This is a genomic window from Aerococcus urinaeequi, assembly GCF_001543205.1.
Taxonomy (GTDB): Bacteria; Bacillota; Bacilli; order Lactobacillales; family Aerococcaceae; genus Aerococcus; species Aerococcus urinaeequi.
In genome coordinates this window covers 1054984-1077422 of the sequence record NZ_CP014162.1, presented here as the reverse complement: position 1 = coordinate 1077422, position 22439 = coordinate 1054984, and the positions used below count along the sequence as shown (strand labels likewise).

The window sequence follows — 22439 nt, the reverse complement described above, 5'->3', positions numbered from 1 at the left end:
TTTTAAATCAAGTTATGATTTTTCAACAGTTTATCTAAGTTTTCGTCTGAATCTGCAGGGACTTTACGTACGTCAAATTTAACCCCAAGGTCTTTTAATTTTTGTAAAGTAGCTACATCTTCCTCGTCTACTGACAATGATCTTGAAATCATTGTTTTCCCTTTAGAATGCGCCATTGAACCTAAGTTTACTTCCTTGATATCTACACCAGCTTCGATTGCTGCTAATACGTCTTGTGGAGTTTCAAATAATAATAATGCCTTTGTCTTACCAAAACGTGGGTCTTTATCAACTTCCGCTAATTTAGATACTGGAATTGTGTTGGCACGAACACCTGTTGGCGCCGCTTGTTGAATCAATGATTTACGCATGTCATCTTGGGCTACCTTGTCCGATACAACGATAATACGGTTAGGGTTAACTGATTTCACCCAACCAGTGGCTACTTGACCGTGTAATAAACGGGTATCCACGCGTGCTAGGACATACTTAATCTTCCCATCACCTAATACAGTACCAGGTTTTAAGGTACCAACTTGTTCCTCTTCTTGACTACCTTCGCTAGCTGCAGCTGCTGGGGCGTCAATGCCTTCCCCAAGTGCTTCAGGTTTTACACGAATACCTGACACGTCTCTTGTTAAAATGTGTTTAGCAACATCTGCCACTTGATCAGAACCAAATCGTTGACCCAAAGCTTCTAAGAGCATTGGTAGATTTAACCCACTTACAATTGCTGTGCGTTCTGGCATTTCTTCGTGAATTGCATTGGCCTGGTTGAATGGTGAACCTCCCCACAAATCAACTAAAAATAGAATTTGTAACGTGTCATCGAAAGATTCGACTGCTTCTAAAAGATGGGCACGTAAATCATCTGGTCCTTCTTCAGGCATAAAGGTTACTGCCTGAAGATTTTCTTGTTCTCCGAAAATCATCTCAGCAGATTGTTTAATACCTTCAGCGAACTTACCGTGACTCGCTAAAATAATTCCTATCATCCTATTAAACCTCCCTAAATAAAATTTGGACATTTGTATCCGTTTTCAATTATATAAGTAAAATCTACCAAATACAATCATAAAATACTGGAGAAAATCAGTCATTTTGTCAAAATCCGTCATTTTTTTGCAAAAGTTTGCGCATGACTAGACTTTAAAATAATTAAATATACCCTTTTACTCAAAAAATAGTTTTAAATGCTGTTAAATCAACCTTCCACTTAACATATTGTATAAGTTATAAAGATTGCAAAATTATCTTTAGTCTTTCGATTAAAGTTTTCTCATATACATCAAAAAACGCGCAAAATCAGATTTTGTATAGATTCTGTACTTTGCGCATAATCAATTCCTTGTATAAAATAATATCAACTTTAGCCAGAAAAGTTGTTTTAATCCTTCAATGATGACAGGAAATATGACACTGATCTTGACATATCTATTACTTAGTCTGCTGACCAAACGTCTTCAATCGGCACTTGAACTTCTAATTTGGTGCCATCAAACTCTTCAGTGATAAAGTCTTGAACCTCTTCAGAATGGTATAAATCAGACAATTTCTGTATGTTTTCATCGTCTTCGTTGCCTGCTGCAGTAGCAATCACATTGATCGTGCCATTGGCATTCTCATCCAATTCCTCAACGAAAATAGCATCTTTCGTCACGTTTAGACCTGATTCTAGGGCGATAGTGTTGCCGATGACTGCAAGGTTTAAGTCCGGCAAGCTACGGGCTAATTGTAACTCGTCTACTTCAATAAATTCTAAATTCAAGGGATTGTCTGTGATGTCATCAATTGTACCTGAATTGGGGTTGAAATCATCAGCTAGGGTAATTAATCCAGCCCCTGCAAGGACAGCTAATTCGCGGGCCTGACTCGCGCTATTGGTTGAAATCCCTACTAAGTCACCATCAGCCACCTGGTCAATGTCGGTATACTGGTCAGAATAAACCCCCATTGGTTCTCGGTAGGTAGTCGCGCTTGGCACTAATTTGTTGTCAGAATTTTCGTTGAAGGTGTCCATGTAGCCTATATTTTGAAAGGCGTTGGCGTCTACTTCTCCTTCAGCCGTTGCCGTATTGGTTTGGACCCCGTCACCGTCAATTGAAATCACCTCAATATCAAGTCCCACTTCAGCTGCGGCATCTGACTCTGCGATAAAGTCCCAGATTTCAACATCCGACCCACGCGAAGCCACGGAAACTTGCGCCAATTCACCTGATCCACTATTGACACATGCCCCTAGGAAAATGGCTCCCCCCGTTAATAACCACAAAGATTTCTTCATTATATATTCCTCCCAATCAAGTCTATCTATTATTCCCATCTTAACATGACATGTAAGGTATTGACTGGAGGAGTAATCACTCAAGAATAATCGAAAAAAGCGATAACAGATTGCACACTGGCTTTGAGAAAAAAACAGCATGATTTCGATTAAATTTGTGCAAACAAAAAGAGCAGAACCGAGGTCCTACCCTTTTCGATCGTTTAACTATTTGTTTAAAGCCTTGATACGTTCAACAGCTTCTGCTGTTTTTTCATAGGTATTGAAGGCTGTTAAACGGAAGTAGCCGGCACCTGAAGGACCGAAACCAACACCTGGTGTCCCAACGATTTGTGCATTTTCTAATAGGAAGTCAAAGAAGTCCCATGAGTCCATTCCTGCTGGTGTTTTCAACCAAACGTAAGGCGCGTTCACACCACCGAAAACTTCATAGCCAGCCTCTTCCAAACCTTCTTTAATCAGGATGGCATTGCGGCGGTAGTAAGCTAACATTTCTTCGATTTGCGCTTTACCTTCTTCAGAGTAACTTGCTTCTCCAGCACGTTGTACGATGTAAGGTGCACCGTTGAATTTCGTTGAAATACGACGTTTCCATAAGTCTAATAGGGATACGCCATCGATTTCTAACTCTTGAGGGATAATCGTAGCCCCTAAACGCACACCAGTAAAGCCGGCACGTTTTGAGAATGAACGGATTTCAATAGCGCAAGTACGTGAACCTGGTAATTCAAAGATTGAATGTGGCACGTCTTCTTCAGTAATGAATGACTCGTAAGCTGAGTCGAAGATTAAGATCGCATCATTTTCGTTAGCCCAGTCTACCCATTTTTGTAGGTCAGCGGTGTTTAAAGTTGTCCCTGTAGGGTTGTTAGGGTAGCAAAGGTATACCAAGTCAACTGGCTCCTCAGGTAGCGCGGGTTTAAAGTCATTTTCCGCAGTAGCTGATAAGTAAACCAAGTCCGACCATTTACCAGTTTCTTCGTTGTAGTCACCACCGCGACCAGCCATGATGTTTGAATCGATGTAAACTGGGTAAACAGGGTCACCAACAGCGATTTTGATGTCTGGGCCAAAAATTTCTTGAATGTTTGAAGAATCTGATTTGGCACCGTCAGAAATAACGATTTCATCCACTTTCACATCTGCACCACGCGCTGCAAAGTCATTTTTTTGGATGGCTTCACGTAAGAAGTCGTAACCGTGGTCTGGCGCATAACCTTTAAAAGTAGCGGCATCTGCTTGTTCGTCTACGGCCTTATGTAAGGCTTCGATGACTGCTGGTGCCAAAGGTAAAGTAACGTCCCCAACACCTAATCGAATCACGTTTTGGTCTGGATGTGCTGTTTCATAGGCCTCTTGGCGACGTTTTACTTCTGCGAATAAATAAGAGCCTGGTAATCGTTGGTAATCTTTATTAATTTGGTTCATAAAAAATCTCCTCTATATCATATATGCTACTTTTTAGTCACTTTCATTTTTTAAGGTATGAGAGCCGTAACGAATTTTGTCGCACCTAGCGCAATGGATAGTCTTGGTCAGCGCCAGCATTTCTGAAACCACCTTGGTTCAAGATTTCATTATATAGAATGCGGCGAACATCTTCGTCGGTCAGCTGCTTGGTATCTGCCACTTTAGGTTGCGTATGTTGACGGTTATATGTATTATAAATCGCTTGGATGCTCATACCCTCATTTAAATAGTCTTTGATTTCTAATAATCGATCGACATCATTTAAGGAGTACATGCGGCGATTTGTTTCTGAACGTTTTGGTTTAATTAACTTCTGTTCTTCGTAATAACGCACCTGTCTCGGTGTCAAATCTGTTAGCTGTACAACTGTCCCAATTGGGAAAACAGCTAGCGTACGTCGTAGCTCTTTTTCCTTCATGCCAACTCACCTTCATTCTTTTTTAATTGTATTTTAATCTCATGTTATATTACTTGACATATTAAGTCAATCATATTTTATCGAAATCCTGTGGAAATTCAGACAATTTTTTTGTAATAAAGACATGTCATTTCTAGGTAAAATACCTTGAAAAGTGTTTGGCCAGTCGCTATAATGGAAAGAATTGCTTTTTTCTAGATTGGCAAGTTTTACCCTTTATCAATTCAATTTAAAGGAGCGGTTTTCACATGGAAAATGAACCTAACATGACACCAAGCAACACCAACCCACAAATAGCCCGGCGCGGAATTTATCTCAGTATCGTCACTTACGTTATCATCTCGACCGCCAAACTCCTTGTCGGATACAGCTTTGACTCAGATGCGGTCTTTGCGGATGGTTTGAATAACTTTACCGATTCATTTGCGTCAATCGCCCTACTAGTGGGCATGATCCTATCCCAACGCCCAGCTGATCAAAATCACCGTTATGGTCATTATAAAATTGAAACCATTACTACACTGATTATGTCCTTCGTGATTTTCTATATCGGGATTACGGTGACCATTGATTCAACTACGGCCTTAATCAACCAAGCATACGCAGCTCCAACACCCATTAATGCGGTTGTCGGCTTGTCTTCTGGGGTCATTATGTCCGGTGTTTACTGGTACAACAACCGTCTTGGCAATAAACTCAATAGTCCAAGTCTTAAAGCTTCTGCAAAGGACAATTTATCCGATGCCCTGACCTCTTTCGCAACTGCCTTGTCGGTCGTCCTAAGTCGTACCGGTATCCTTTGGCTAGATGGTGCCATGGCTATTGTCGTTGGCTTAATCATTATCAAATCAGGATATGACATCTTCAAAGAATCCGCCTTTTCCCTATCAGACGGCTTCCCCCAAGAAGACTTAGATAACTACCGAAAAATAGTCCTCATGGTACCTGGCGTGCGCGCAGTTTCTGATATCCGCGGCCGTAATTACGGGGCCAATGTCTATATCGACATTACCATCTTAGTAGACCCAGAAATTTCTGTTCAAGCGGGTCATGCTATCACTGAAAAAGTAGAATCCGCCCTACAAAAAACAGAAGATGTCACCGCCATCGACGTCCATGTCGAACCCTACCAAGAAAACTAATCCATTAAATATACTTACAACAAAGACCCGCCACGCTCAATATGAGAAGCAGGTCTTTTTATGTATATCGACTAGTGTCACGACAGACTATTGCCATTCTTGAATTGCTTTAACTAAATTATTTGCAGCTTTTTCAATAATCTCTGTTTTAGTCGCTAGATTAATCCGAATATGGGTATCTTCTGGTCTAGTTGGCCAGTAAGTAGTCCCATAATTGACACCTAAACGGGCACGGTCTTGAACCACTTCTTTCAGGTCTGCATTTTTCACATAAGCCCCTAGATCAAGCCAAGCAAGGTAAGTCCCTTGTAAGTCTGAGAATTGAACTTGTGGCAAGGCTACTTGGACTGTTGTTTTAAGTAATTGGTAATTGTCCCAAATCACTTGGTTGACGTTCTCAACCCATTCCGCCCCGTAGGTATAAGCCGCTTCTGACGCGATATAACCAGCAGGCTGTCCGCCAGTCACATGAATCGCATGTAAGAACGTATCCAATTTTTCTCTTAAATCAGCCCGTGGCACCACCATAAATGAATGGTTAAAACCAGCTAAGTTAAAGGTTTTTGATGGCGAGGCAAAAAGGACATAATTGTCAAAATCTGGGTCAATATTTCCAATAGCAATATGCTCATGTCCTGGCATAATCAAATCACGGTGGATTTCATCAGAGAATAATAAGACATCGTATTGCTTACATAAAGCCACTACTTTAGCCAATTCATCACGATGCCAAACACGACCAGTTGGGTTTTGCGGTGAACAGAATAAGAAAACCTTGATATCGTCATCTTTGAAGGCACTCTCCAAAGCGTCAAAATCAATTGTGTACCCTTCTTGTTCATTGCCCAATAAATCTTGCATCACTAAAGTCCGGTTAGCTTCTTCAATAACCGTACGGAAGGGATTGTAAACGGGGTTTTGAATTAAAATGTTGTCCCCTTCATTGGTATACGCATGTAAGGCAAAGGCAATACCCGTACATACACCTGGTGCAAACCGGTACCATTCAGCTTTTGTTTCATATTGGAAATGGTCATTTGACCAATCAATCATTGATTGGTAATAAGAATCTGGCACTGAATAATAGCCAAAGTATTGGTCATCCACAAAAGATTGAATGGCTGCCGTCACTTCTTTGGCTGGCGCAAAATCCATGTCCGCAATCCAAATCGGCAATAAATCTTTGTCCCCAAAAACTGTCTCTAAATCATGCCACTTCATTGCTTTTGTATTTGAACGATCTGGGCTATAGTCTTTTAAAATATCTACCATACTTGTGCCTCCTATAATTTGTCTACCCTTGTCTTGATATTCTCATTCTATCATACCTAATAGGACTTTGATTCAAGGGACAATCGCTTAAAGGTAATCGTTTTAATCTATCAAAACCTTGAATAATTCTAGTCCACCGCTAGTCCAGCTCTTCAGCGCAATGCTAGGAAAGTATAGTCCGAAGTCTTACTCACTAATCATGACATCTCATTTAAGTCCAATGGCTGTTGCTTGTTGTCTTAACATTTTCTTGATAGAATGTAAGCGTGTACATAATTTTTTAGAAAACTTAGATACGGAGGCTTTTCATATATGACAAATCTACTTATATTAGTGTCTCATAGTCAAACTATCACAGAAGGTCTGAAAGAATTGCTAGAAACCATGGTGCCTGATGACAACGATGCCTTTTCAGTCATTGCTGCAGGTGGTACCGATGATGGTGAAATCGGTACATCCGTTAGCAAAATAACGGAAGCCATTTTTGCCAATTCAGATAAAGAAATCTTCATCTTCACGGATATGGGATCAGCCGTCTTATCGGCGGAAACGGCGCTAGACTTCGTGGAGGACGAGATAAAAGCCCATATCCACCTTGTTGAAGGGCCGCTGGTTGAAGGGGCTTATGTGGGTGCTGTTCAATCAACCATTAACCGTACACCAGACCAAATTTTAGAAGCCATTAAAGAACAAAGCTAAATGTCTTAACGCATGCTTATCTTATTTAAAGTCGTTGATTGTAACCATGTTATCCATGCCTAAGGAGGTTTTTTCATGAAAAAAATTATCAACCAACCCGGTGATATTGTCAGCCAAATGGTCAAGGGTTTAGCCAGTGCCCATGCGGATATTCTTGCTCAAGTGCCAGATACTCAAGTCCTATACCGTACAGTAGAAACGCCTGATATTGTGGGAATTGTTTCTGGTGGTGGATCTGGACACGAACCAAGTCACGCAGGATTCGTCGGTAAAGGGATGCTATCAGCTGCCGTTTCTGGGGAAGTCTTTACCTCTCCAACACCTGACCAAATTTTAGAAGGGATTAAAGCTGCTGATAATGGGGCTGGTGTCTTCTTAGTCATCAAAAACTATACCGGAGATGTGATGAACTTTGAGATCGCTCAAGAATTTGCGGAAGCTGAAGGTATTGAAACCGCCGCAATCATCGTGGATGACGATATCGCTATGGAAGATTCTACCTATACTGCCGGTCGGCGCGGGATTGCCGGTACAGTCTTCATGCATAAAATCATCGGCTACTACGCAGACCAAGGTAAATCTTTAAGTGACTTAAAAGCTATCGCGGAAAAAGTAAATGACAATCTTAAATCTATCGGTCTTGCTTTGACAGCTGCAACCGTTCCAGAAGTTGGTAAACCCGGTTTTGACATTGCAGATGATGAATTTGAATATGGTATTGGGATCCACGGGGAACCTGGTTACCGTCGTGAGAAAATCAAACCTGCAAAAGAAATGGCTGCGGAATTAATTGGTAGACTAAAAGAAGAATTCAACTGGACAACTGGAGACCGTTTTGCCGTATTGGTCAATGGGATGGGCGGTACACCGTTAATGGAACTTTACCTATTCTGGAATGATATTCAAGGACAGTTGGGAGATGAAGGGGTAGAAGTTGATTTTGTTAAGGTAGGAGACCTGATGACTTCACTGGAGATGCAGGGGGCGTCATTAACCTTACTGAAACTTGAGGACGCAGACTGGGTAAGTGCCCTACAAGCGCCGGTAAACACTGCAGCTTGGGGATAATTTAGTTAAGAGAGGATGTCATGTATGGATGTAAATGAAACAATGACTTGGTTAGACCAATGGTTTGACCGCTTAATAGAAGAAAAAGCTTATCTATCTGATTTAGACCAAAAAATCGGTGACGGGGACCACGGTAATAACATGGCCCGCGGTGCAGTTGCTACTAAGGAAGCCTTGGAAAGCAAACAACCAGCAGATGTATCAGCCCTGTTTATGACTGTTGCGCAAACCCTCATGAGTAAGATTGGTGGTGCATCCGGTCCTTTATATGGTTCTGCCTTCCTAGCCATGGCAACAACGGCTAAAAACTCAGAAAACCTCGCGGATATTTTTGCTGCTGGTTTAGATAAAATTCAACAAAGAGGTAAAGCAGAACCTGGTGAAAAAACGATGGTTGATATGTGGCATCCAGCTGTTGAAGCCCTTAAAGCGAATAATCTAAATCAAGAAATACTAGATGAAGCTAGCACTAAAACGACTGAACTTAAAGCGACGAAAGGTCGTGCTTCCTACTATGGAGAACGGTCTATTGGTGAACCCGATCCAGGAGCTGAATCAAGTAAATACTTATTTGAAGCCTTAATCAAGGCACAAGCATAAAATATAATGAAGCCTCCTTCTTGTCAAAAAGGGGGCTTCATTTCATTTGTCTTATTCTCAGAGAGGCGTTCTTCACCGAACAAAGGTCACTCAAATCTGCTGTTGAAAAGAATTATTTTTGATGTTTTGCTATGTCTATATAAACATACTCTCACGCTGTCAGTTTAGGCAACATGCGGTGAAGAAAGGAAATCACTATTTAGGCATATTGTTTGTCCTAATCTTACTATTCTCATATCAACAGACTCCTCTTTCATAAGAAACATCCTAGTAGTCTTCTCTATCATATGAATGCTATCCTCTTCCCAGTTAATTGAATTATCAGACTGTTGCGGTTCATGTTAGATATCAATAAACTATACATACATTCTCTTTGTTTTGAATTAATTGGCTTGTAGTTTCTTATAAGCACGGCGTAACATCCGTGCATTCACTGCACAGACAACGGTAGACAAGGACATAATGATAGCTGACAATGCTGGCCCAAGGACAATACCTAATCCAGCTAAAACACCAGCCGCTAGTGGAATAGCCACCACATTATAACCCGCACCCCACATGAGGTTTTGATTGATCTTTTGTTTGGTTGCTTTTGATAGGTTAAGAATATTTAAGACATCATGGATATTTGAATCAACCAAGATGATATCGCCTGTTTCTCTCGCAACATCTGTCCCTGCACCAATTGCAATCCCTAAATCAGCTTGTGCAAGGGCCGGCGCATCGTTGACCCCATCACCAACCATAGCAACACGTCCACCATCAGCTTGTAGTGATTTGATTTTGTCGGCTTTTTCATCAGATAAAACTTCCGCGAAGACATCATCTAAATGGAGCGCTTGTCCTACTGAATCTGCAACTTGTTGGTTATCACCGGTTAACATCAATACTTGAATCCCTTTACTTTGTAGGTCAGCTACCACTGCTTTAGCCTCTTCACGAACAATATCGGATACTGCAATAGCACCTACTAGCACCTGGTCATAGATGACAAAGACAACGGTTCTACCTTTAGAAGCAGAAGCCTTAAAAGCTTCTTCATCAAATGTATAACCTGCTTGTCTAGTAGCTTTCGGACTGAGGATTTGAATGTTTTTCCCATCTACAGTCCCTTCAAGTCCTTTACCGGTTAAATTGTGGTAATCAGCAACCTGTAATTTTTCAAGCTTTCTACTTTCAGCTTCTTTCACTATACCTCGAGCAATTGGATGCTCAGATTGACTTTCAATCGCGTAGACAATTTGTAAAAGAGACGTTTCATTAAACTTGTCATCCATCACAGTAATCTCATCTACCCCAAATTCACCTTGAGTAAGAGTACCTGTTTTATCAAAAACAATCTTATCAATCTTATGAGCATCTTCAAAAGCGATACGGTTTTGAATAAATAAACCAGATTCAGCAGCTAAGGACGTAGATTCAGCATTTACCAAGGGAACTGCCAGCCCAAGTGCATGCGGACAGGCAATAACAAAGGTTGCTACCATAAACTGTAAGCCCATTAAATAGCCATCGACACCCGTCCACGCAACAAAGGCGATAATCCCTGCAACTAAAGCGATATAAAATAGATATTTAGCCCAAACATCAGCAATTGATTGTGCCTTAGATTTTTGTGCTTGCGCGTCAGTAACTAAGTTAATAATTTGCGCTAAATAAGTATCCGTACCCGTTTTCGTTACAGTAGCTTTTAGAATACCATCCCCATTAATAGCACCCCCAACAATCTTCGCGTCCGCTTCTTTTAATACGGGGACAGATTCACCAGTCAACATTGATTCATCTACTTCAGAATGCCCTTCATAAACTGTAGCGTCGATAGGAATCTTCGCACCTGGCCGGATGAAGATACGGTCGCCCTTCTTCAATTGGTCGACTTTTACTTCACTTGTTGATCCGTCTTCATGAATCACTTCAGCATCTGATGGTAAGAGTTTGGCTAGCGATTCAACGGCATTACCCGCTGACATTTGTGCCTTCATCTCAATGTAATGTCCCGCCAACATAATCAATATCAAGCTAGCAAGTTCAAAATAATAGTTCATTCCACTAATGAAGAAGGTGGTTAAAACCGAATAGACATAAGCTGCGACAATCGCTAGAGAAATCAGCATCATCATACCCGGAACCCCTGATTTCAATTCATCCCAAGCATGACTTAAGAAGGGTTTACCTCCGTAAAAGAATACAACAGTAGCAAGACCAAACTCTAAAAGCCCTTGGCCCGGAAAATCAATATGGTAACCAAACAAGTGCATCAGCATAGGTGCAATAATCGCTAATGGGATAGATAATACCAAAACTACCCAAAAACGTTGCTTAAAATCAGCCATCATATGAGCGCCGTGTCCGCCATGTCCATGATCACCGTGGCCACTATGATTGTGGTGGTCATGGTTATGCTCGCCGTGATTCATATGTTCGTGGTCGTAATCATGGTGCATATCATGATGATGTTTTGTTTTATTTTCTTTATCCATCATTCTCTACCTCCATACTGTATAATAGTTATATATGTTTACATTTGTAAACTATATTTAATTCCAGTATAGTTTTCTTCTTTTGAAAATGCAAATAATCATGCGTCAATCAAGAATACTTTTTCCAGGTTGAGCTGTTTAAAAACAATTTAAGTATGTTTTTCGAATTTTATTACTGTAATAGAGCGTATTCAGATAAGTTTATCTATCCCTTCATAAAAAGAGGCATTTCATGCAGTCCTAGTGCTTTTTATCCTTGAATCGGCATACCTAGGCAGACACAGGCAAAAGGACTTAGTCGTTGGATTGACCAAACAGGATCGAATGTAATCGTCACAGTCACTGCCTTTATGATAGCTATTTGACTCAGTTTTTCCTGAAAGTCCTTTTCAATCACAAATACTAATGGACAAGCTGATGTCGTAAGGGTCATCACTACAGTACACTCACCTGTGAGATTTAGATCTACTTCATAAATTAAACCTAAATTTGGAAAATCAATCCCTAACTCTGGGTCGATAACCTCGAATAATTGCGCCATTATGACCTTTTGGTGGTTCACAGCCTCTCCTTTAAAAACAATCCCATATGTGTTTGCTGATACGGACATCTCTTCACTCCTTCCTTTGCGTTAACTACCACTTTAGCTAGCTAGCTCTTCAAGGGTCAAAGAAAGGATGATCTCATTTTAATTCGTATACAATATTGTATTAAGATAAATCTACATCCTTAGGTTTATTGCTTTCAAAGCTCAGAAACTTTACTATTCTTCTCAAGTAGTAGTGTTATTTAACCAACTACTCAAAAGTATAAAAGGATAAGTGATTGCATATGAACCCTACCGATGATTTCACTGTTGACTTTAACCAACCTGTCAAAACGCTCATCGACGACCATCCCGACCTATTAGCTTTATTAGTTGAAATTGGTTTTACCCCTTTGGAAGACCCAATCTTACGCCAATCTATCGGCCAATTTGTGACCCTTAATCGCGGTGCTAAAATCGCAGGCGTCTCCGTAGCATTTATCTGCCAACAACTGATTTACAATGGCTATCAACCAATTGGAGTAAAGAAAAATAATGAAAAAGAAGCATACTAACCAAGAAGAACAACGATTACAGGTGCTTACTGACATGTTGACGCAACTTCATCATGGCGTAGACCCTAACTGTTTACAAGAAGCATTTAACCAGCACTTTTCCGGTGTTTCGGCCATTGAAATCGCCATGATGGAGCAAAAAATTATCTACGAAGACGATAATGACATCACCTTTGAAGATGTCTTGAAATTGTGTAACGTACATGCCCGCATGTTTGAAGACCAAGTAACAGGTCATTCAGCTGTAGAAATCGAACAAGAAAATCATCCCGTTCAGGTATTTAAAGCTGAAAACATGGCCTTTAGAGCCTGCATTAACCGAATCAACAATATTTTTAAAGCCTTAGAAGCCTTAAACGAAGAGGATCCTAGTCGCTTAGACTTTACAGACGGCCTGAAGCGGCAATACCAACTCTTAGGGCAATTTGAACACCACTATACTCGTAAAGAACGGGTTTTCTTTCCACTGCTTGAAAAATACGGTTATAATGCGCCACCCAAAGTTATGTGGGCCAAAGATGATGAGATTCGTGACCTATTTCAAGCAGCTTTAAAGCAAGTTGATTTATTAAGAAGTAAAGATTTTACAGAAAGATTAGCGACAGCAAAGTTAGCTTTTGCAGATTTTGAATATGAATTTAAGGAGATGATTTTTAAAGAGGAAGCCATTCTTATAAATATTCTAGCCGAAAGTTTGTCTAGTCAAGATTGGGCCAAGGTTAGTGAACAAAGTGATATTTACGGCTTTGCGATTATCCGACCTACAGGTACATGGACAAGTTCAGATGAAAAAGATGATGACCAACATGAAGACACTACACCACTTACCAAAAATGTAGACCAGCCACGTAAAGCCATCATTGAAAGCCAAAGAATCAGTTTTCCTGATGGCGCTATGCTCATCAGCTGGGAAAGCAAACCCGAATTTCAAGCTACAGAAAGCTACCAGCAAGCGATCATTGACCCTGACATGCCACTCCCTGTTGGCGATGGATTCTTATCTATCAACCAAATGCGGATTATCTTAGACCGGATACCAGTCACCCTTACCTTTATCAATTCAGCAGGACATATTCAATACACAAATTACACCCTGCCCTGTCAAGATAAGACGGGGTTCCCCTTTCAATATCGTGAAAATTGTCAGATAGGGATGGCTGCACAGACGCTTTTTCCAGCCAGTGTTTGGAAAACAATTCACCCAGTTTTTGAAAAACTAAAATCTGGTCAAGAAAAGGCTGTATCCTACTGGTTCCAAGAAACAAGCGCTGGGGGTACTGCAATGATTTATGTGAAATATCAACCACTATTCGATGATGATCATCAATTCTTAGGCATCGTCGAATGCGTCCAGGATATTCAACGGTTTATTGACATCGCCCCAGGCACAGACCGTTCTGTTAAAGGACCGGATGAAGCAGATTTAAAAAACAAAAAATTGACAACTTTAGTACGACTCGAAGAAAATCTCACTAGCAAACAAAGTGAAACGATACAATTTTCCGATGGATATGTACAGGTTGATTGGTATAGTCACCACAATCAACTGCTCACTAGACCAGACCAAGTGGCCATTGATCAACCATTAGACTTGGAAAATGGCTATCTATCCCTTGCTGAGTTCACCAGTTTAATGAACACCCTGCCTTTTGAAATTACCTATATAGACGAAAATTTTCGCTTTAGATATTTCAACCACGTGGTGCCTTATGATCAGATGATTTTCAAACGCTCACCTTTGGAAATCGGTCGTGACATTGAGTTTTGTCATCCACCACGCTTATGGCCAAAGATTGCGCAACTTTTAGATGATTTAAAAAATGCTCGTCTGATTATTCAGCCAATGAGCTTTTCTAGCCCTAATTTTTTTGCACATATCGAATACCTAGCCACTTTTGATGATCAAGATCAATTCCGCGGGGTAGTAGAGGCTGTCTTAGATATTCAAGACTACCGAAATTTAGCAAATACAGAAAAGCACTTTTTTTAATTCAAAAGATGACTCGTTTGAATTAGGCTCATTTAAATAAACTATTCGGTCAATACCACCATTCTTTAATCAGTCATGGTGGTTTTTTGACCGTTTTTATTTTTCGCTTTTTAAAATCATACATTAATTGTTTATTTTTCTTCATTTTTACTTTTTGACCCATGCACCATTTTCGATTACCCTTGTACGGAACACTATATATGATAAAATATTATGATAAAGACACTATATGTTGTGTCTAAACTTATTTTTCATGTTATAGTAAGGAGGCACTATTCATGGCCCAATCAGTTCAAGAAATATTACACCAAGATAGCTTTGACCAAGTAAAAGTACACAAACGTGATGGTCGAACGGTCGCTTTTGATGTCGACAAATTACAACGATCCATTATAAAAGCAAGTCAAAGTAAACAAGCTGAAACAGCTGATATCAACCTAATATTGCACCAAGTATTAGCAAATTTAGCCGATATTCAAAAAGCAAACCCTAATGACGCCATAGAGGTGACCACTATTCATCACCAGTTAGTACAGGTTTTACAAGACAAAAATTTTACCCATATAGCAGAGACCTATCTAGCAAACAGACAAGCGACTGAAGAAAGGTTTGCCAATGCAACTAACATCCAGACTCGTATGCAAGGGCTAATCAATAAGGCACAAGATGTGGTGAACGAAAATGCCAATAAGGATAGTAAGGTCTTTAATACCCAACGTGACTTAACAGCAGGTATCGTGTCGAAAGCTATCGGCCTTAAAATGCTACCAAAGCATGTCGCTAATGCGCACTTAAAAGGGGATATCCATATCCATGACTTAGACTATAATCCGTACGCACCAATGACAAACTGTTCATTGATTGACCTAGAAAATATGTTTAGTAATGGCTTTAAGATTGGTAACGCCGAAGTGGCATCACCAAAATCCATTCAAACAGCATCAGCTCAAACGGCTCAAATTATTGCTAATGTTGCATCTAGTCAATACGGTGGTACGACTGTTGACCGCATAGACGAAGTCTTAGCGCCTTATGCAGAAATGAATTACAAAAAGAATCTCGCTATTGCTAGAGAATGGATTGATGGTGCCAAAAAACAAGAGGTCTTCGCAAAGTCTCGTACGAAAAAAGATATCCACGATGCAATCCAAAGTCTAGAGTACGAAATCAATACTTTATATACTTCTCAAGGTCAGACACCCTTTACAACCTTTGGCTTTGGTTTAGGGACTTCTTGGTATGAGCGAGAAATTCAAAAAGCCATTTTTGATATTCGTATCGAAGGATTAGGCAAGGAAAAAAGGACTGCCATTTTTCCTAAGTTGGTCTTCACCCTTAAACGAGGGGTAAACCTTGAACCTAAAGATCCTAATTACGATATCAAGCAATTAGCACTGACTTGTGCGACGCAAAGAATGTACCCGGATGTCTTAATGTATGACAAAATTGTTGAATTAACAGGCTCTTTCAAAGCACCCATGGGTTGTCGGTCTTTCTTACAGGCTTGGCAAGATAAGCATGGGCAAGAAGTGAATAGTGGCCGGATGAATCTTGGCGTGGTCAGTTTAAACTTACCACGGATTGCACTTGAAGCTAAAGGCAACCAAGAACGATTCTTTAGCATATTAGATGAACGGCTAGATATTATGGCGGATGCGCTTTTATTCCGTATCAACCGGGTAAAGGAAGCTAAGCCAGAAAATGCACCGATATTATATATGCACGGTGCCTTTGGTAAAAGGTTAAATGAGGATGAGCCAGTCGACCTATTATTTAATCAGAAACGGTCTACTATATCAATGGGATATATCGGTTTATATGAGATCGGTACAGCTTTTTATGGCCCTAATTGGGAGTCAAATCCTGACGCAAAGGACTTTACCCTGTCTGTTTTGAAAACGATGAAGCAAAAAGCTGATCATCTAGGAAATACCTACGGCTACCACTTTAGTATCTATTCAACGCCAGCGGAAAGTCTGACAGACCGTTTTTGTGAATTAGACCTTGAAAAATTTGGATCAATACCAGATATTACGGATAAAGAATACTATACGAACTCATTTCACTATGACGTCCGCAAATCACCTACACCTTTTGAGAAACTTGAATTTGAAAAAGACTATCCAAAATATGCAAGTGGTGGTTTCATTCACTACTGTGAGTACCCAAATATGAGACAAAATCCTAAAGCGCTTGAAGCTGTATGAGACTTCGCCTATGACCGGGTAGGCTATCTAGGGACTAACACCCCAATTGACCACTGCTATGAATGTGGTTTTGATGGTGATTTTGAACCAACTGACCGCGGCTTTAAATGCCCACAATGTGGTAATAATAACCCTAAAACCTGCGATGTCGTTAAACGGACTTGTGGTTACCTCGGTAATCCACAGCAACGACCAATGGTACACGGACGACATAAAGAAATTTCATCTCGGACAAAACATCTCTCTCAAAGTCGCGTAAATACCTCATTTGAAGCGGACGGAGAAGATGCCATTGTCTACAATGAACCAGTATGGGGTGATCAGATTGACAACCAACCATAAGGATGAAAATGCCAAACAGACGGAAAAATCCTTAATTCCTAAAAAATATACCGAACGGTCTATGGTGGAAGACAAGCAAGAGGCGCGACCTGAAGACTTTCTTAGTGAAGAAGATATTAAACGGGCCGAATTAATTCAAAAGAGGTTAGCTAGAAGAGCCCAGCGCGCACCCAAATCCCCCAACAACCCAGAACCTAAAGAATGGTTAGCAAAAGATTGGTCTAGAGGAAAAATCGCTGACTACAAAGCTTATAACTTTGTGGATGGCGAAGGTGTTCGTTGTTCCATTTACGTCAGTGGTTGTCTCTTTGCTTGTCCAGGCTGCTACAACCGGGTTGTCCAGAATTTCAACTACGGAATTGATTACACTGAAGCACTACAAAATCAAATTTTGGAAGATATTGGGGCTAGTTACTGCCAAGGTTTGACCTTATTAGGTGGGGAACCTATGCTAAACACTAATGTCTTACTACCGCTATGCCAAGCTTTACGTGACCGCTATGGGCACAGTAAAGATATTTGGTGCTGGTCAGGTTATACCTTTGAAGAGTTACTAGTCGATTCAGAAGATAAACTTGCCCTCTTAGACTTAATCGATGTGTTGGTTGATGGTCGTTTCCTACAAGATCAAATGGATCTAACTTTACAGTTTAGGGGAAGTAGCAACCAGCGAATTATTGATGTCCCAGCGAGTCTTCAAAAGAATGAGCTTGTACTTTGGACAAATGCTGATGGCTTGCCATATAAGTAATTATTTTATCGGTTTACAAATATCAAATTACCTTTTATTCTGAGATAGGTATAGAATGATTTTTTAGCTAAACCATTTCATTTAAAGGTTTATGATTTTAAAAAAAGTTAGGAGTTACACAATGACAATGATAACCGTTGGTGGGATGATCGGCCTAGGTAAAACCACCGTTACAAATTTAATCAGAGATGAATTAGACTTTAAACCCTTCTACGAATCAGTTGAAGATAACATTATGCTGCCTTATTTTTACAAAGCTAGTCCAGAAGAGCAATTGTTGAAGCGTTATCCATTTTTAACACAATTGGATTTTTTGAATTCACGATTTAAAACAATTAAGCAAGCTTCTAGAGAAGATAAAACAGTTTTAGATCGATCTATTTTTGAAGATTGGTACTTTGCTAGAGTGAATACAGACATTGGCCGTATTAGTGAAGAAGAGTTTTCAATTTACGAAAATCTATCTCGTAATATGATGGAAGAATTAGCCGAAATCCCGCGCAAGCACCCTGATTTAATGCTATATCTACATGGCTCTTTTGAAACTGTTATGACCCGCATAGAAAATCGTGGGCGTGACTTTGAACAAGGAGAGGAACTCACCAACTATTACCACCGCTTATGGTCTGGTTATGATGATTGGGTGAAAAATCACTATAATCAATCTAAAGTGATGTTCATTGATATGGAAAAATACGACTTGGTCAAGTATCCCCACCATCAAAATGTCTTAATTCAAGATATTAAAGACTTTATGATCACAAATGATATTGTGACTGCCGACACATTTAAATAGAATACTGTTTGTTTAAGGAGATGGGCAAATGGAAATGGTAATACGACTTAAAAAAATTCAAGAATTTGCAAGAGAACGCATGGCTTTTGACCCCACTGGTCATGATTACTGGCATGCAGACCGAGTTGCTAAACTCGCTAAAGCCCTGTATATAGCAGATTATGGTGAAAGTAATACTGAGGCTTTGATTATCATTGAAGCCGCTGCATATTTACACGATACAATTGATGACAAGCTAGTTTCAGATATTATTTTTAGCCAAATGGAAGTTGAACAACTTTTAGATGCGTTACATTTTTCGCCAGCTAGTCGAGAAAATATTCTTTATACTATTCAACATATGTCCTACTCAAAAAACTTAACTACCCAGTATGAGTTGTCGGTAGAAGGCCAGTACGTTCAGGATGCAGACCGAATTGATGCTCTTGGTGCAATGGGGATTGCCCGCACATTCGCTTACGGCGGTCACGCTAATAATGAAATTTATAATCCAACAATCCCTGTGATTGATGTGAAAAATAAGGATGATTACCGCAACCATCCTTCAACTGCAATTAACCATTTTCATGAAAAACTACTTAAACTAGAACATTCTATGAATACAGAAGCTGGCAAAGAGATTGCGCATGAGCGGACACTTTTTATGCGACAATTTCTTGACCAATTTATGGCTGAGTGGCAAGGAAATATTTAAACAATTCGTATAATTTATTGTAGAATATAATTAGCAAGTCATTTTGAATTTAAGAAAGAGGTTATATCATTGGATAAACGTAAAGATACTTCAGCAAGCACTAAGCTATATCTAGCAACACCTTTTTTCAATCCTGACCAAGTTCGCCGTGTAGAGGAAGCGACAAAAGCCTTAAACGCGAACCCAACTGTTGGTGTTGTTCATTTCCCATTTGATCATCAATACAAAGACACATCTTTTGACCGTGATCCAGAAGGTATTTTTGGTTCATTCGAATGGCAAGTAGCGACTTACCAAAACGACCTATCTGCTATGAATACTGCAGACGCTGGTGTTTTCTTATATGACGTTGAAAACGTTGATGACGGTACAGCCTTTGAGTTAGGTTTCATGCGTGCTATGCACAAACCAGCTATCGTTGTCTTATTAAGCGAAAATGGTTTAGAAGGTAAAGAATTAAACTTGATGATTGCGCGTGGAGGTACTTACTTCATGACTGATATCAATGAATTAGCAACTTATGACTTCAATCACTTCCCAACAAACCCACTTCCAGACATGGATGTTATCTAAAAAATAACAAGCATCAGGTTAGCCTGGTGCTTTTTGCATACAAAAAAAAGGCATGAAAGGAATTTAACCGCCCTTTCATGCCTTTAAAATTTTCATCAAAAATCAAGCAAACTATTTGTTTTTATCTATTAAGCTAATCGCTTTTAATTGTTCTGGCCTTATCTTAAACTTTAACAATCCAGCCTTCAGGTGCTTCAACGTCACCATTTTGGATGCCCACAAATTCATCATACAATTTTTTAGTGATTGGGCCTACTTCAGTTTCTGAATAGAATACATGTTTATGGTCGTTATGGGTAATAAATGATACTGGTGAAATGACAGCCGCTGTACCACATGCTCCTGCTTCGCTAAAGCGGTCTAAATCATCAATATACACATCGCCCTCTTCAACTTCTAAGCCTAAACGGTGTTCAGCTAACCAAAGTAATGAGTATTTAGTGATTGACGGTAAGATTGAAGGTGATTTAGGGGTCACAAATTTATTGGTATCTTTTTCAATACCAAAGAAGTTTGCGGAACCTACTTCTTCAATTTTTGTATGTGTAGCCGGATCTAAATATACAACGTCAGAGTAGCCTTGTTTCTTAGCTTCAATACCTGGTTGTAAACTACCTGCATAGTTTCCACCAACCTTCGCTGCCCCTGTACCATGAGGTGCAGCACGGTCAAATTCAGACGTTGTAAAGGCTGTTGGTACCATACCACCCTTGAAGTAAGGGCCAACAGGCATGGCAAATACAGTGAAGATATATTCACTAGCCGCGCGCACACCAATATTATCCCCTACCCCAATTAAAGTTGGACGTAGGTAGAATGAAGCACCCGTACCATATGGTGGCACGTATTCAGCATTTGCTTTAATCACTTCTTTAACTGCATGAATGAAGTCTTCTTCTGGCACTTCAGGCATCACTAGACGGGCTGCTGACGCATTTAAACGTTTCGCATTTTGATCAGGACGAAAGACTTGGATATCGCCTTCTTTTGTTTTGAAAGCCTTCAATCCTTCAAAAGCACCTTGTCCGTAATGTAAAATAGGCGCCCCTTCTTCAATCTGAATCGTATTTTCAGTTTCCAAACCACTCTTATACCATTCGCCATCTTTCCAATAGGCACGCCAACGGTATGGCAAGTTCATATATTCAAAACCTAGTTCTTCCCATTTGATATCTACTGTCATGTTGCTCATCCTCTCAAATCATGTGTTTATATGAAATTCGTGTTAGTCTGGATATCATTTGTCTAAGTAAATAGCTCCTCCACACGATTCATCAATATGCTATAAGTTTAACACTATTTATGAGAAAAAGGGTAGTGTATTTCCAACAAAAATGAGAATAAATCTAATTTTGTTTATTTTTTTCTTTTTATAGATAAATAAATAAAAAGTGTTGTCCAAAATAGACAACACTTTTTGTAATATATTTAGTAACTAGCGCTTACCAATTTTTATAGGAAACCTGCAACGATTGGTACTAAAATAGCAATCACAATACCAGATATTACCATGGCGATACTAGACATTGCCCCTTGGAGTTCATTAATTTTCATTGATTCTGCTGTACCCATGGCGTGACTTGAAGTACCCATAGCTAAACCACGCGCAAAATATGAATCAATTTTTAGAAGTTTGAAGATCCATTCGTTCACCACAACACCAAAGATACCCGTCAAAACAACTGAACCGACAATAATCGGTGTAATCCCACCAATAATTTCGGTAATATCAATAGCGAAGGCTGTTGTTACTGATTTAGATAACACTGAACGTAAAATTTCTTCATCCATATTAAAGATAACAGCAACAATCAAGACACTCACAACTGATGTAACCATTGCTGCCACAACTGTAATAATAATTGTCCAGAAGTTTTCTTTTAAAATATGGCGTTGTTTATATACAGGAATAGCTAAAGAAATAGTTGCTGGTGTTAACAGATAAGACACAAAGCTCGCGCTTTCTTGGTAAACAGGAACATTTACCTTGCCAATAACTAAAATGGCAATAATTAAAATAACTGCAATTAACAATGGGTTGGCAATCGGCGTTTTTAATCTCTTGTTTACCCACATGGCAATCATGTATACACCTAAGGTTAGGAATAAGCCAAACGAGGGGAATAAATCAAATAAACTATTCATTATTTTCTCCTCCATGCTTAGCATTCTGACGTTTTTGTAGCGATTGCGCTATAAGACCAGCAACGGCCATTACAAGGATAGTTGTCACTGAAATAATCACTGACCAAGATAACAAATGCGGCTGTAAACTTGCCCAAGAGGTAATAAAACCAGCACCTGGCACTACGAACATAGCAGGCATCACGGCAATTAACCATTCACCTACATTTTCAACTTGTTCCAGCTTAATCACACCAGTCATTAAGCAGACAAATAATATAACCATACCGTAAATCGAGGCTGGCAAGGGTACAGGTAATGTATGTGATAATACTTCAGCGATTAAAGTAATCACAATAATAATAAAAGCTTGCTTAAAATACTTCACTTTTTTAACGCTCCATTCTGTTTAGATTCGGTAAAATTCG

At 39.7% G+C, this 22439-nt stretch carries 20 protein-coding genes and 1 pseudogene; 11 read left to right on the top strand and 10 right to left on the bottom strand.

Going from position 1 to position 22439, the window contains the following annotated elements; all coding sequences use genetic code 11:
* Positions 1 to 2: 2 nt before the first annotated feature.
* The 4 genes from AWM74_RS04825 to AWM74_RS04810 all read right to left on the bottom strand — a co-directional run bounded on the left by AWM74_RS04825 (position 3) and on the right by AWM74_RS04810 (position 4172).
* Positions 3 to 995 carry a mannose/fructose/sorbose PTS transporter subunit IIB gene (locus AWM74_RS04825; protein ID WP_026465583.1) on the bottom strand — a complete coding sequence of 331 codons (993 nt, stop codon included), beginning with the start codon at positions 993 to 995 and terminating at the stop codon, positions 3 to 5.
* A gap of 446 nt (positions 996 to 1441) precedes the next feature.
* On the bottom strand, positions 1442 to 2284 hold the full coding sequence (locus tag AWM74_RS04820; protein ID WP_060774344.1) for a MetQ/NlpA family ABC transporter substrate-binding protein: 843 nt from the start codon (positions 2282 to 2284) through the stop codon (positions 1442 to 1444).
* A 207-nt stretch (positions 2285 to 2491) separates the two neighbouring features.
* Complete coding sequence (locus AWM74_RS04815; RefSeq protein WP_026465581.1) at positions 2492 to 3712, bottom strand: LL-diaminopimelate aminotransferase; 1221 nt, start codon at positions 3710 to 3712, stop codon at positions 2492 to 2494.
* Between the two features lie 85 nt (positions 3713 to 3797).
* Positions 3798 to 4172: a MerR family transcriptional regulator gene (locus tag AWM74_RS04810; protein ID WP_003140773.1), complete on the bottom strand. Its 375-nt coding sequence runs from the start codon at positions 4170 to 4172 to the stop codon at positions 3798 to 3800.
* Positions 4173 to 4420: 248 nt separating this feature from the next.
* Here AWM74_RS04810 and AWM74_RS04805 point away from each other — a divergent pair, with 248 nt between their 5' ends.
* The gene (locus AWM74_RS04805; RefSeq protein ID WP_026465580.1) at positions 4421 to 5314 is read left to right on the top strand and encodes a cation diffusion facilitator family transporter; all 894 of its coding nucleotides are present in this window, start codon (positions 4421 to 4423) and stop codon (positions 5312 to 5314) included.
* A gap of 87 nt (positions 5315 to 5401) precedes the next feature.
* Here AWM74_RS04805 and AWM74_RS04800 read toward each other — a convergent pair whose 3' ends face one another.
* Positions 5402 to 6586: a MalY/PatB family protein gene (locus AWM74_RS04800; protein WP_026465579.1), complete on the bottom strand. Its 1185-nt coding sequence runs from the start codon at positions 6584 to 6586 to the stop codon at positions 5402 to 5404.
* Positions 6587 to 6898: 312 nt separating this feature from the next.
* Here AWM74_RS04800 and dhaM point away from each other — a divergent pair, with 312 nt between their 5' ends.
* From dhaM to dhaL, 3 genes are all read left to right on the top strand, one after another.
* Entirely contained in the window at positions 6899 to 7285 is a 387-nt protein-coding gene (gene dhaM, locus AWM74_RS04795) for a dihydroxyacetone kinase phosphoryl donor subunit DhaM (RefSeq protein WP_026465578.1), read from the top strand.
* A 75-nt stretch (positions 7286 to 7360) separates the two neighbouring features.
* Positions 7361 to 8353, top strand: a complete 993-nt coding sequence (dhaK, locus tag AWM74_RS04790; protein ID WP_026465577.1) for a dihydroxyacetone kinase subunit DhaK — start codon at positions 7361 to 7363, stop codon at positions 8351 to 8353.
* 24 nt (positions 8354 to 8377) lie between these two features.
* Complete coding sequence (gene dhaL, locus AWM74_RS04785) at positions 8378 to 8953, top strand: dihydroxyacetone kinase subunit DhaL (protein WP_026465576.1); 576 nt, start codon at positions 8378 to 8380, stop codon at positions 8951 to 8953.
* A 383-nt stretch (positions 8954 to 9336) separates the two neighbouring features.
* On the opposite strand, the gene AWM74_RS04780 is transcribed toward dhaL, so the two are convergent.
* Positions 9337 to 11436, bottom strand: a complete 2100-nt coding sequence (locus tag AWM74_RS04780; protein ID WP_261340366.1) for a copper-translocating P-type ATPase — start codon at positions 11434 to 11436, stop codon at positions 9337 to 9339.
* Between the two features lie 247 nt (positions 11437 to 11683).
* On the bottom strand, positions 11684 to 12043 hold the full coding sequence (locus AWM74_RS04775; RefSeq protein WP_081665635.1) for a metal-sulfur cluster assembly factor: 360 nt from the start codon (positions 12041 to 12043) through the stop codon (positions 11684 to 11686).
* 221 nt (positions 12044 to 12264) lie between these two features.
* Between AWM74_RS04775 and AWM74_RS04770 the strand changes: the two genes are divergently transcribed.
* The 7 genes and pseudogenes from AWM74_RS04770 to AWM74_RS04740 all read left to right on the top strand — a co-directional run bounded on the left by AWM74_RS04770 (position 12265) and on the right by AWM74_RS04740 (position 19887).
* The gene (locus AWM74_RS04770; RefSeq protein ID WP_003142836.1) at positions 12265 to 12534 is read left to right on the top strand and encodes a DUF1858 domain-containing protein; all 270 of its coding nucleotides are present in this window, start codon (positions 12265 to 12267) and stop codon (positions 12532 to 12534) included.
* The gene (locus tag AWM74_RS04765; RefSeq protein ID WP_051218166.1) at positions 12515 to 14524 is read left to right on the top strand and encodes a DUF438 domain-containing protein; all 2010 of its coding nucleotides are present in this window, start codon (positions 12515 to 12517) and stop codon (positions 14522 to 14524) included. The genes AWM74_RS04770 and AWM74_RS04765 overlap by 20 nt, the downstream gene beginning before the upstream one ends.
* A gap of 278 nt (positions 14525 to 14802) precedes the next feature.
* A pseudogene (gene nrdD, locus AWM74_RS04760) lies at positions 14803 to 17073 on the top strand (anaerobic ribonucleoside-triphosphate reductase).
* Positions 17074 to 17134: 61 nt separating this feature from the next.
* The gene (nrdG, locus tag AWM74_RS04755; RefSeq protein ID WP_051218186.1) at positions 17135 to 17824 is read left to right on the top strand and encodes an anaerobic ribonucleoside-triphosphate reductase activating protein; all 690 of its coding nucleotides are present in this window, start codon (positions 17135 to 17137) and stop codon (positions 17822 to 17824) included.
* Between the two features lie 121 nt (positions 17825 to 17945).
* Positions 17946 to 18620 carry a deoxynucleoside kinase gene (locus AWM74_RS04750; RefSeq protein WP_026465572.1) on the top strand — a complete coding sequence of 225 codons (675 nt, stop codon included), beginning with the start codon at positions 17946 to 17948 and terminating at the stop codon, positions 18618 to 18620.
* A 28-nt stretch (positions 18621 to 18648) separates the two neighbouring features.
* Positions 18649 to 19314, top strand: coding sequence for an HD domain-containing protein (locus AWM74_RS04745; RefSeq protein WP_034258014.1), 666 nt, complete (start codon positions 18649 to 18651; stop codon positions 19312 to 19314).
* Between the two features lie 69 nt (positions 19315 to 19383).
* Complete coding sequence (locus AWM74_RS04740) at positions 19384 to 19887, top strand: nucleoside 2-deoxyribosyltransferase (RefSeq protein ID WP_026465570.1); 504 nt, start codon at positions 19384 to 19386, stop codon at positions 19885 to 19887.
* Positions 19888 to 20050: 163 nt separating this feature from the next.
* Here AWM74_RS04740 and AWM74_RS04735 read toward each other — a convergent pair whose 3' ends face one another.
* The 3 genes from AWM74_RS04735 to AWM74_RS04725 form a co-directional block, all read right to left on the bottom strand.
* A complete protein-coding gene (locus AWM74_RS04735; RefSeq protein ID WP_026465569.1) occupies positions 20051 to 21070 on the bottom strand; it encodes a branched-chain amino acid aminotransferase in 1020 nt (339 codons plus the stop codon).
* Positions 21071 to 21339: 269 nt separating this feature from the next.
* The gene (locus tag AWM74_RS04730; RefSeq protein ID WP_051218164.1) at positions 21340 to 22032 is read right to left on the bottom strand and encodes an LrgB family protein; all 693 of its coding nucleotides are present in this window, start codon (positions 22030 to 22032) and stop codon (positions 21340 to 21342) included.
* Positions 22025 to 22399, bottom strand: coding sequence for a CidA/LrgA family protein (locus AWM74_RS04725; protein ID WP_026465567.1), 375 nt, complete (start codon positions 22397 to 22399; stop codon positions 22025 to 22027). Before AWM74_RS04725 ends, AWM74_RS04730 begins: the two co-directional genes overlap by 8 nt.
* Positions 22400 to 22439 lie beyond the last annotated feature (40 nt).

Excerpts from the sequence above, each read along its gene's own strand:
- AWM74_RS04775 (WP_081665635.1), bottom strand. The coding sequence starts at position 12,043 with ATGTCCGTATCAGCAAACACATATGGGATTGTTTTTAAAGGAGAGGCT.
- AWM74_RS04815 (WP_026465581.1), bottom strand. The coding sequence starts at position 3,712 with ATGAACCAAATTAATAAAGATTACCAACGATTACCAGGCTCTTATTTA.
- AWM74_RS04770 (WP_003142836.1), top strand. The coding sequence starts at position 12,265 with ATGAACCCTACCGATGATTTCACTGTTGACTTTAACCAACCTGTCAAA.
- AWM74_RS04805 (WP_026465580.1), top strand. The coding sequence starts at position 4,421 with ATGGAAAATGAACCTAACATGACACCAAGCAACACCAACCCACAAATA.
- AWM74_RS04820 (WP_060774344.1), bottom strand. The coding sequence starts at position 2,284 with ATGAAGAAATCTTTGTGGTTATTAACGGGGGGAGCCATTTTCCTAGGG.
- AWM74_RS04825 (WP_026465583.1), bottom strand. The coding sequence starts at position 995 with ATGATAGGAATTATTTTAGCGAGTCACGGTAAGTTCGCTGAAGGTATT.
- AWM74_RS04765 (WP_051218166.1), top strand. The coding sequence starts at position 12,515 with ATGAAAAAGAAGCATACTAACCAAGAAGAACAACGATTACAGGTGCTT.
- AWM74_RS04780 (WP_261340366.1), bottom strand. The coding sequence starts at position 11,436 with ATGATGGATAAAGAAAATAAAACAAAACATCATCATGATATGCACCAT.
- AWM74_RS04800 (WP_026465579.1), bottom strand. The coding sequence starts at position 6,586 with ATGGTAGATATTTTAAAAGACTATAGCCCAGATCGTTCAAATACAAAA.
- AWM74_RS04745 (WP_034258014.1), top strand. The coding sequence starts at position 18,649 with ATGGAAATGGTAATACGACTTAAAAAAATTCAAGAATTTGCAAGAGAA.
- dhaM (WP_026465578.1), top strand. The coding sequence starts at position 6,899 with ATGACAAATCTACTTATATTAGTGTCTCATAGTCAAACTATCACAGAA.
- dhaK (WP_026465577.1), top strand. The coding sequence starts at position 7,361 with ATGAAAAAAATTATCAACCAACCCGGTGATATTGTCAGCCAAATGGTC.
- AWM74_RS04730 (WP_051218164.1), bottom strand. The coding sequence starts at position 22,032 with ATGAATAGTTTATTTGATTTATTCCCCTCGTTTGGCTTATTCCTAACC.
- AWM74_RS04735 (WP_026465569.1), bottom strand. The coding sequence starts at position 21,070 with ATGACAGTAGATATCAAATGGGAAGAACTAGGTTTTGAATATATGAAC.
- AWM74_RS04750 (WP_026465572.1), top strand. The coding sequence starts at position 17,946 with ATGACAATGATAACCGTTGGTGGGATGATCGGCCTAGGTAAAACCACC.
- nrdG (WP_051218186.1), top strand. The coding sequence starts at position 17,135 with ATGGTGGAAGACAAGCAAGAGGCGCGACCTGAAGACTTTCTTAGTGAA.
- AWM74_RS04810 (WP_003140773.1), bottom strand. The coding sequence starts at position 4,172 with ATGAAGGAAAAAGAGCTACGACGTACGCTAGCTGTTTTCCCAATTGGG.
- dhaL (WP_026465576.1), top strand. The coding sequence starts at position 8,378 with ATGGATGTAAATGAAACAATGACTTGGTTAGACCAATGGTTTGACCGC.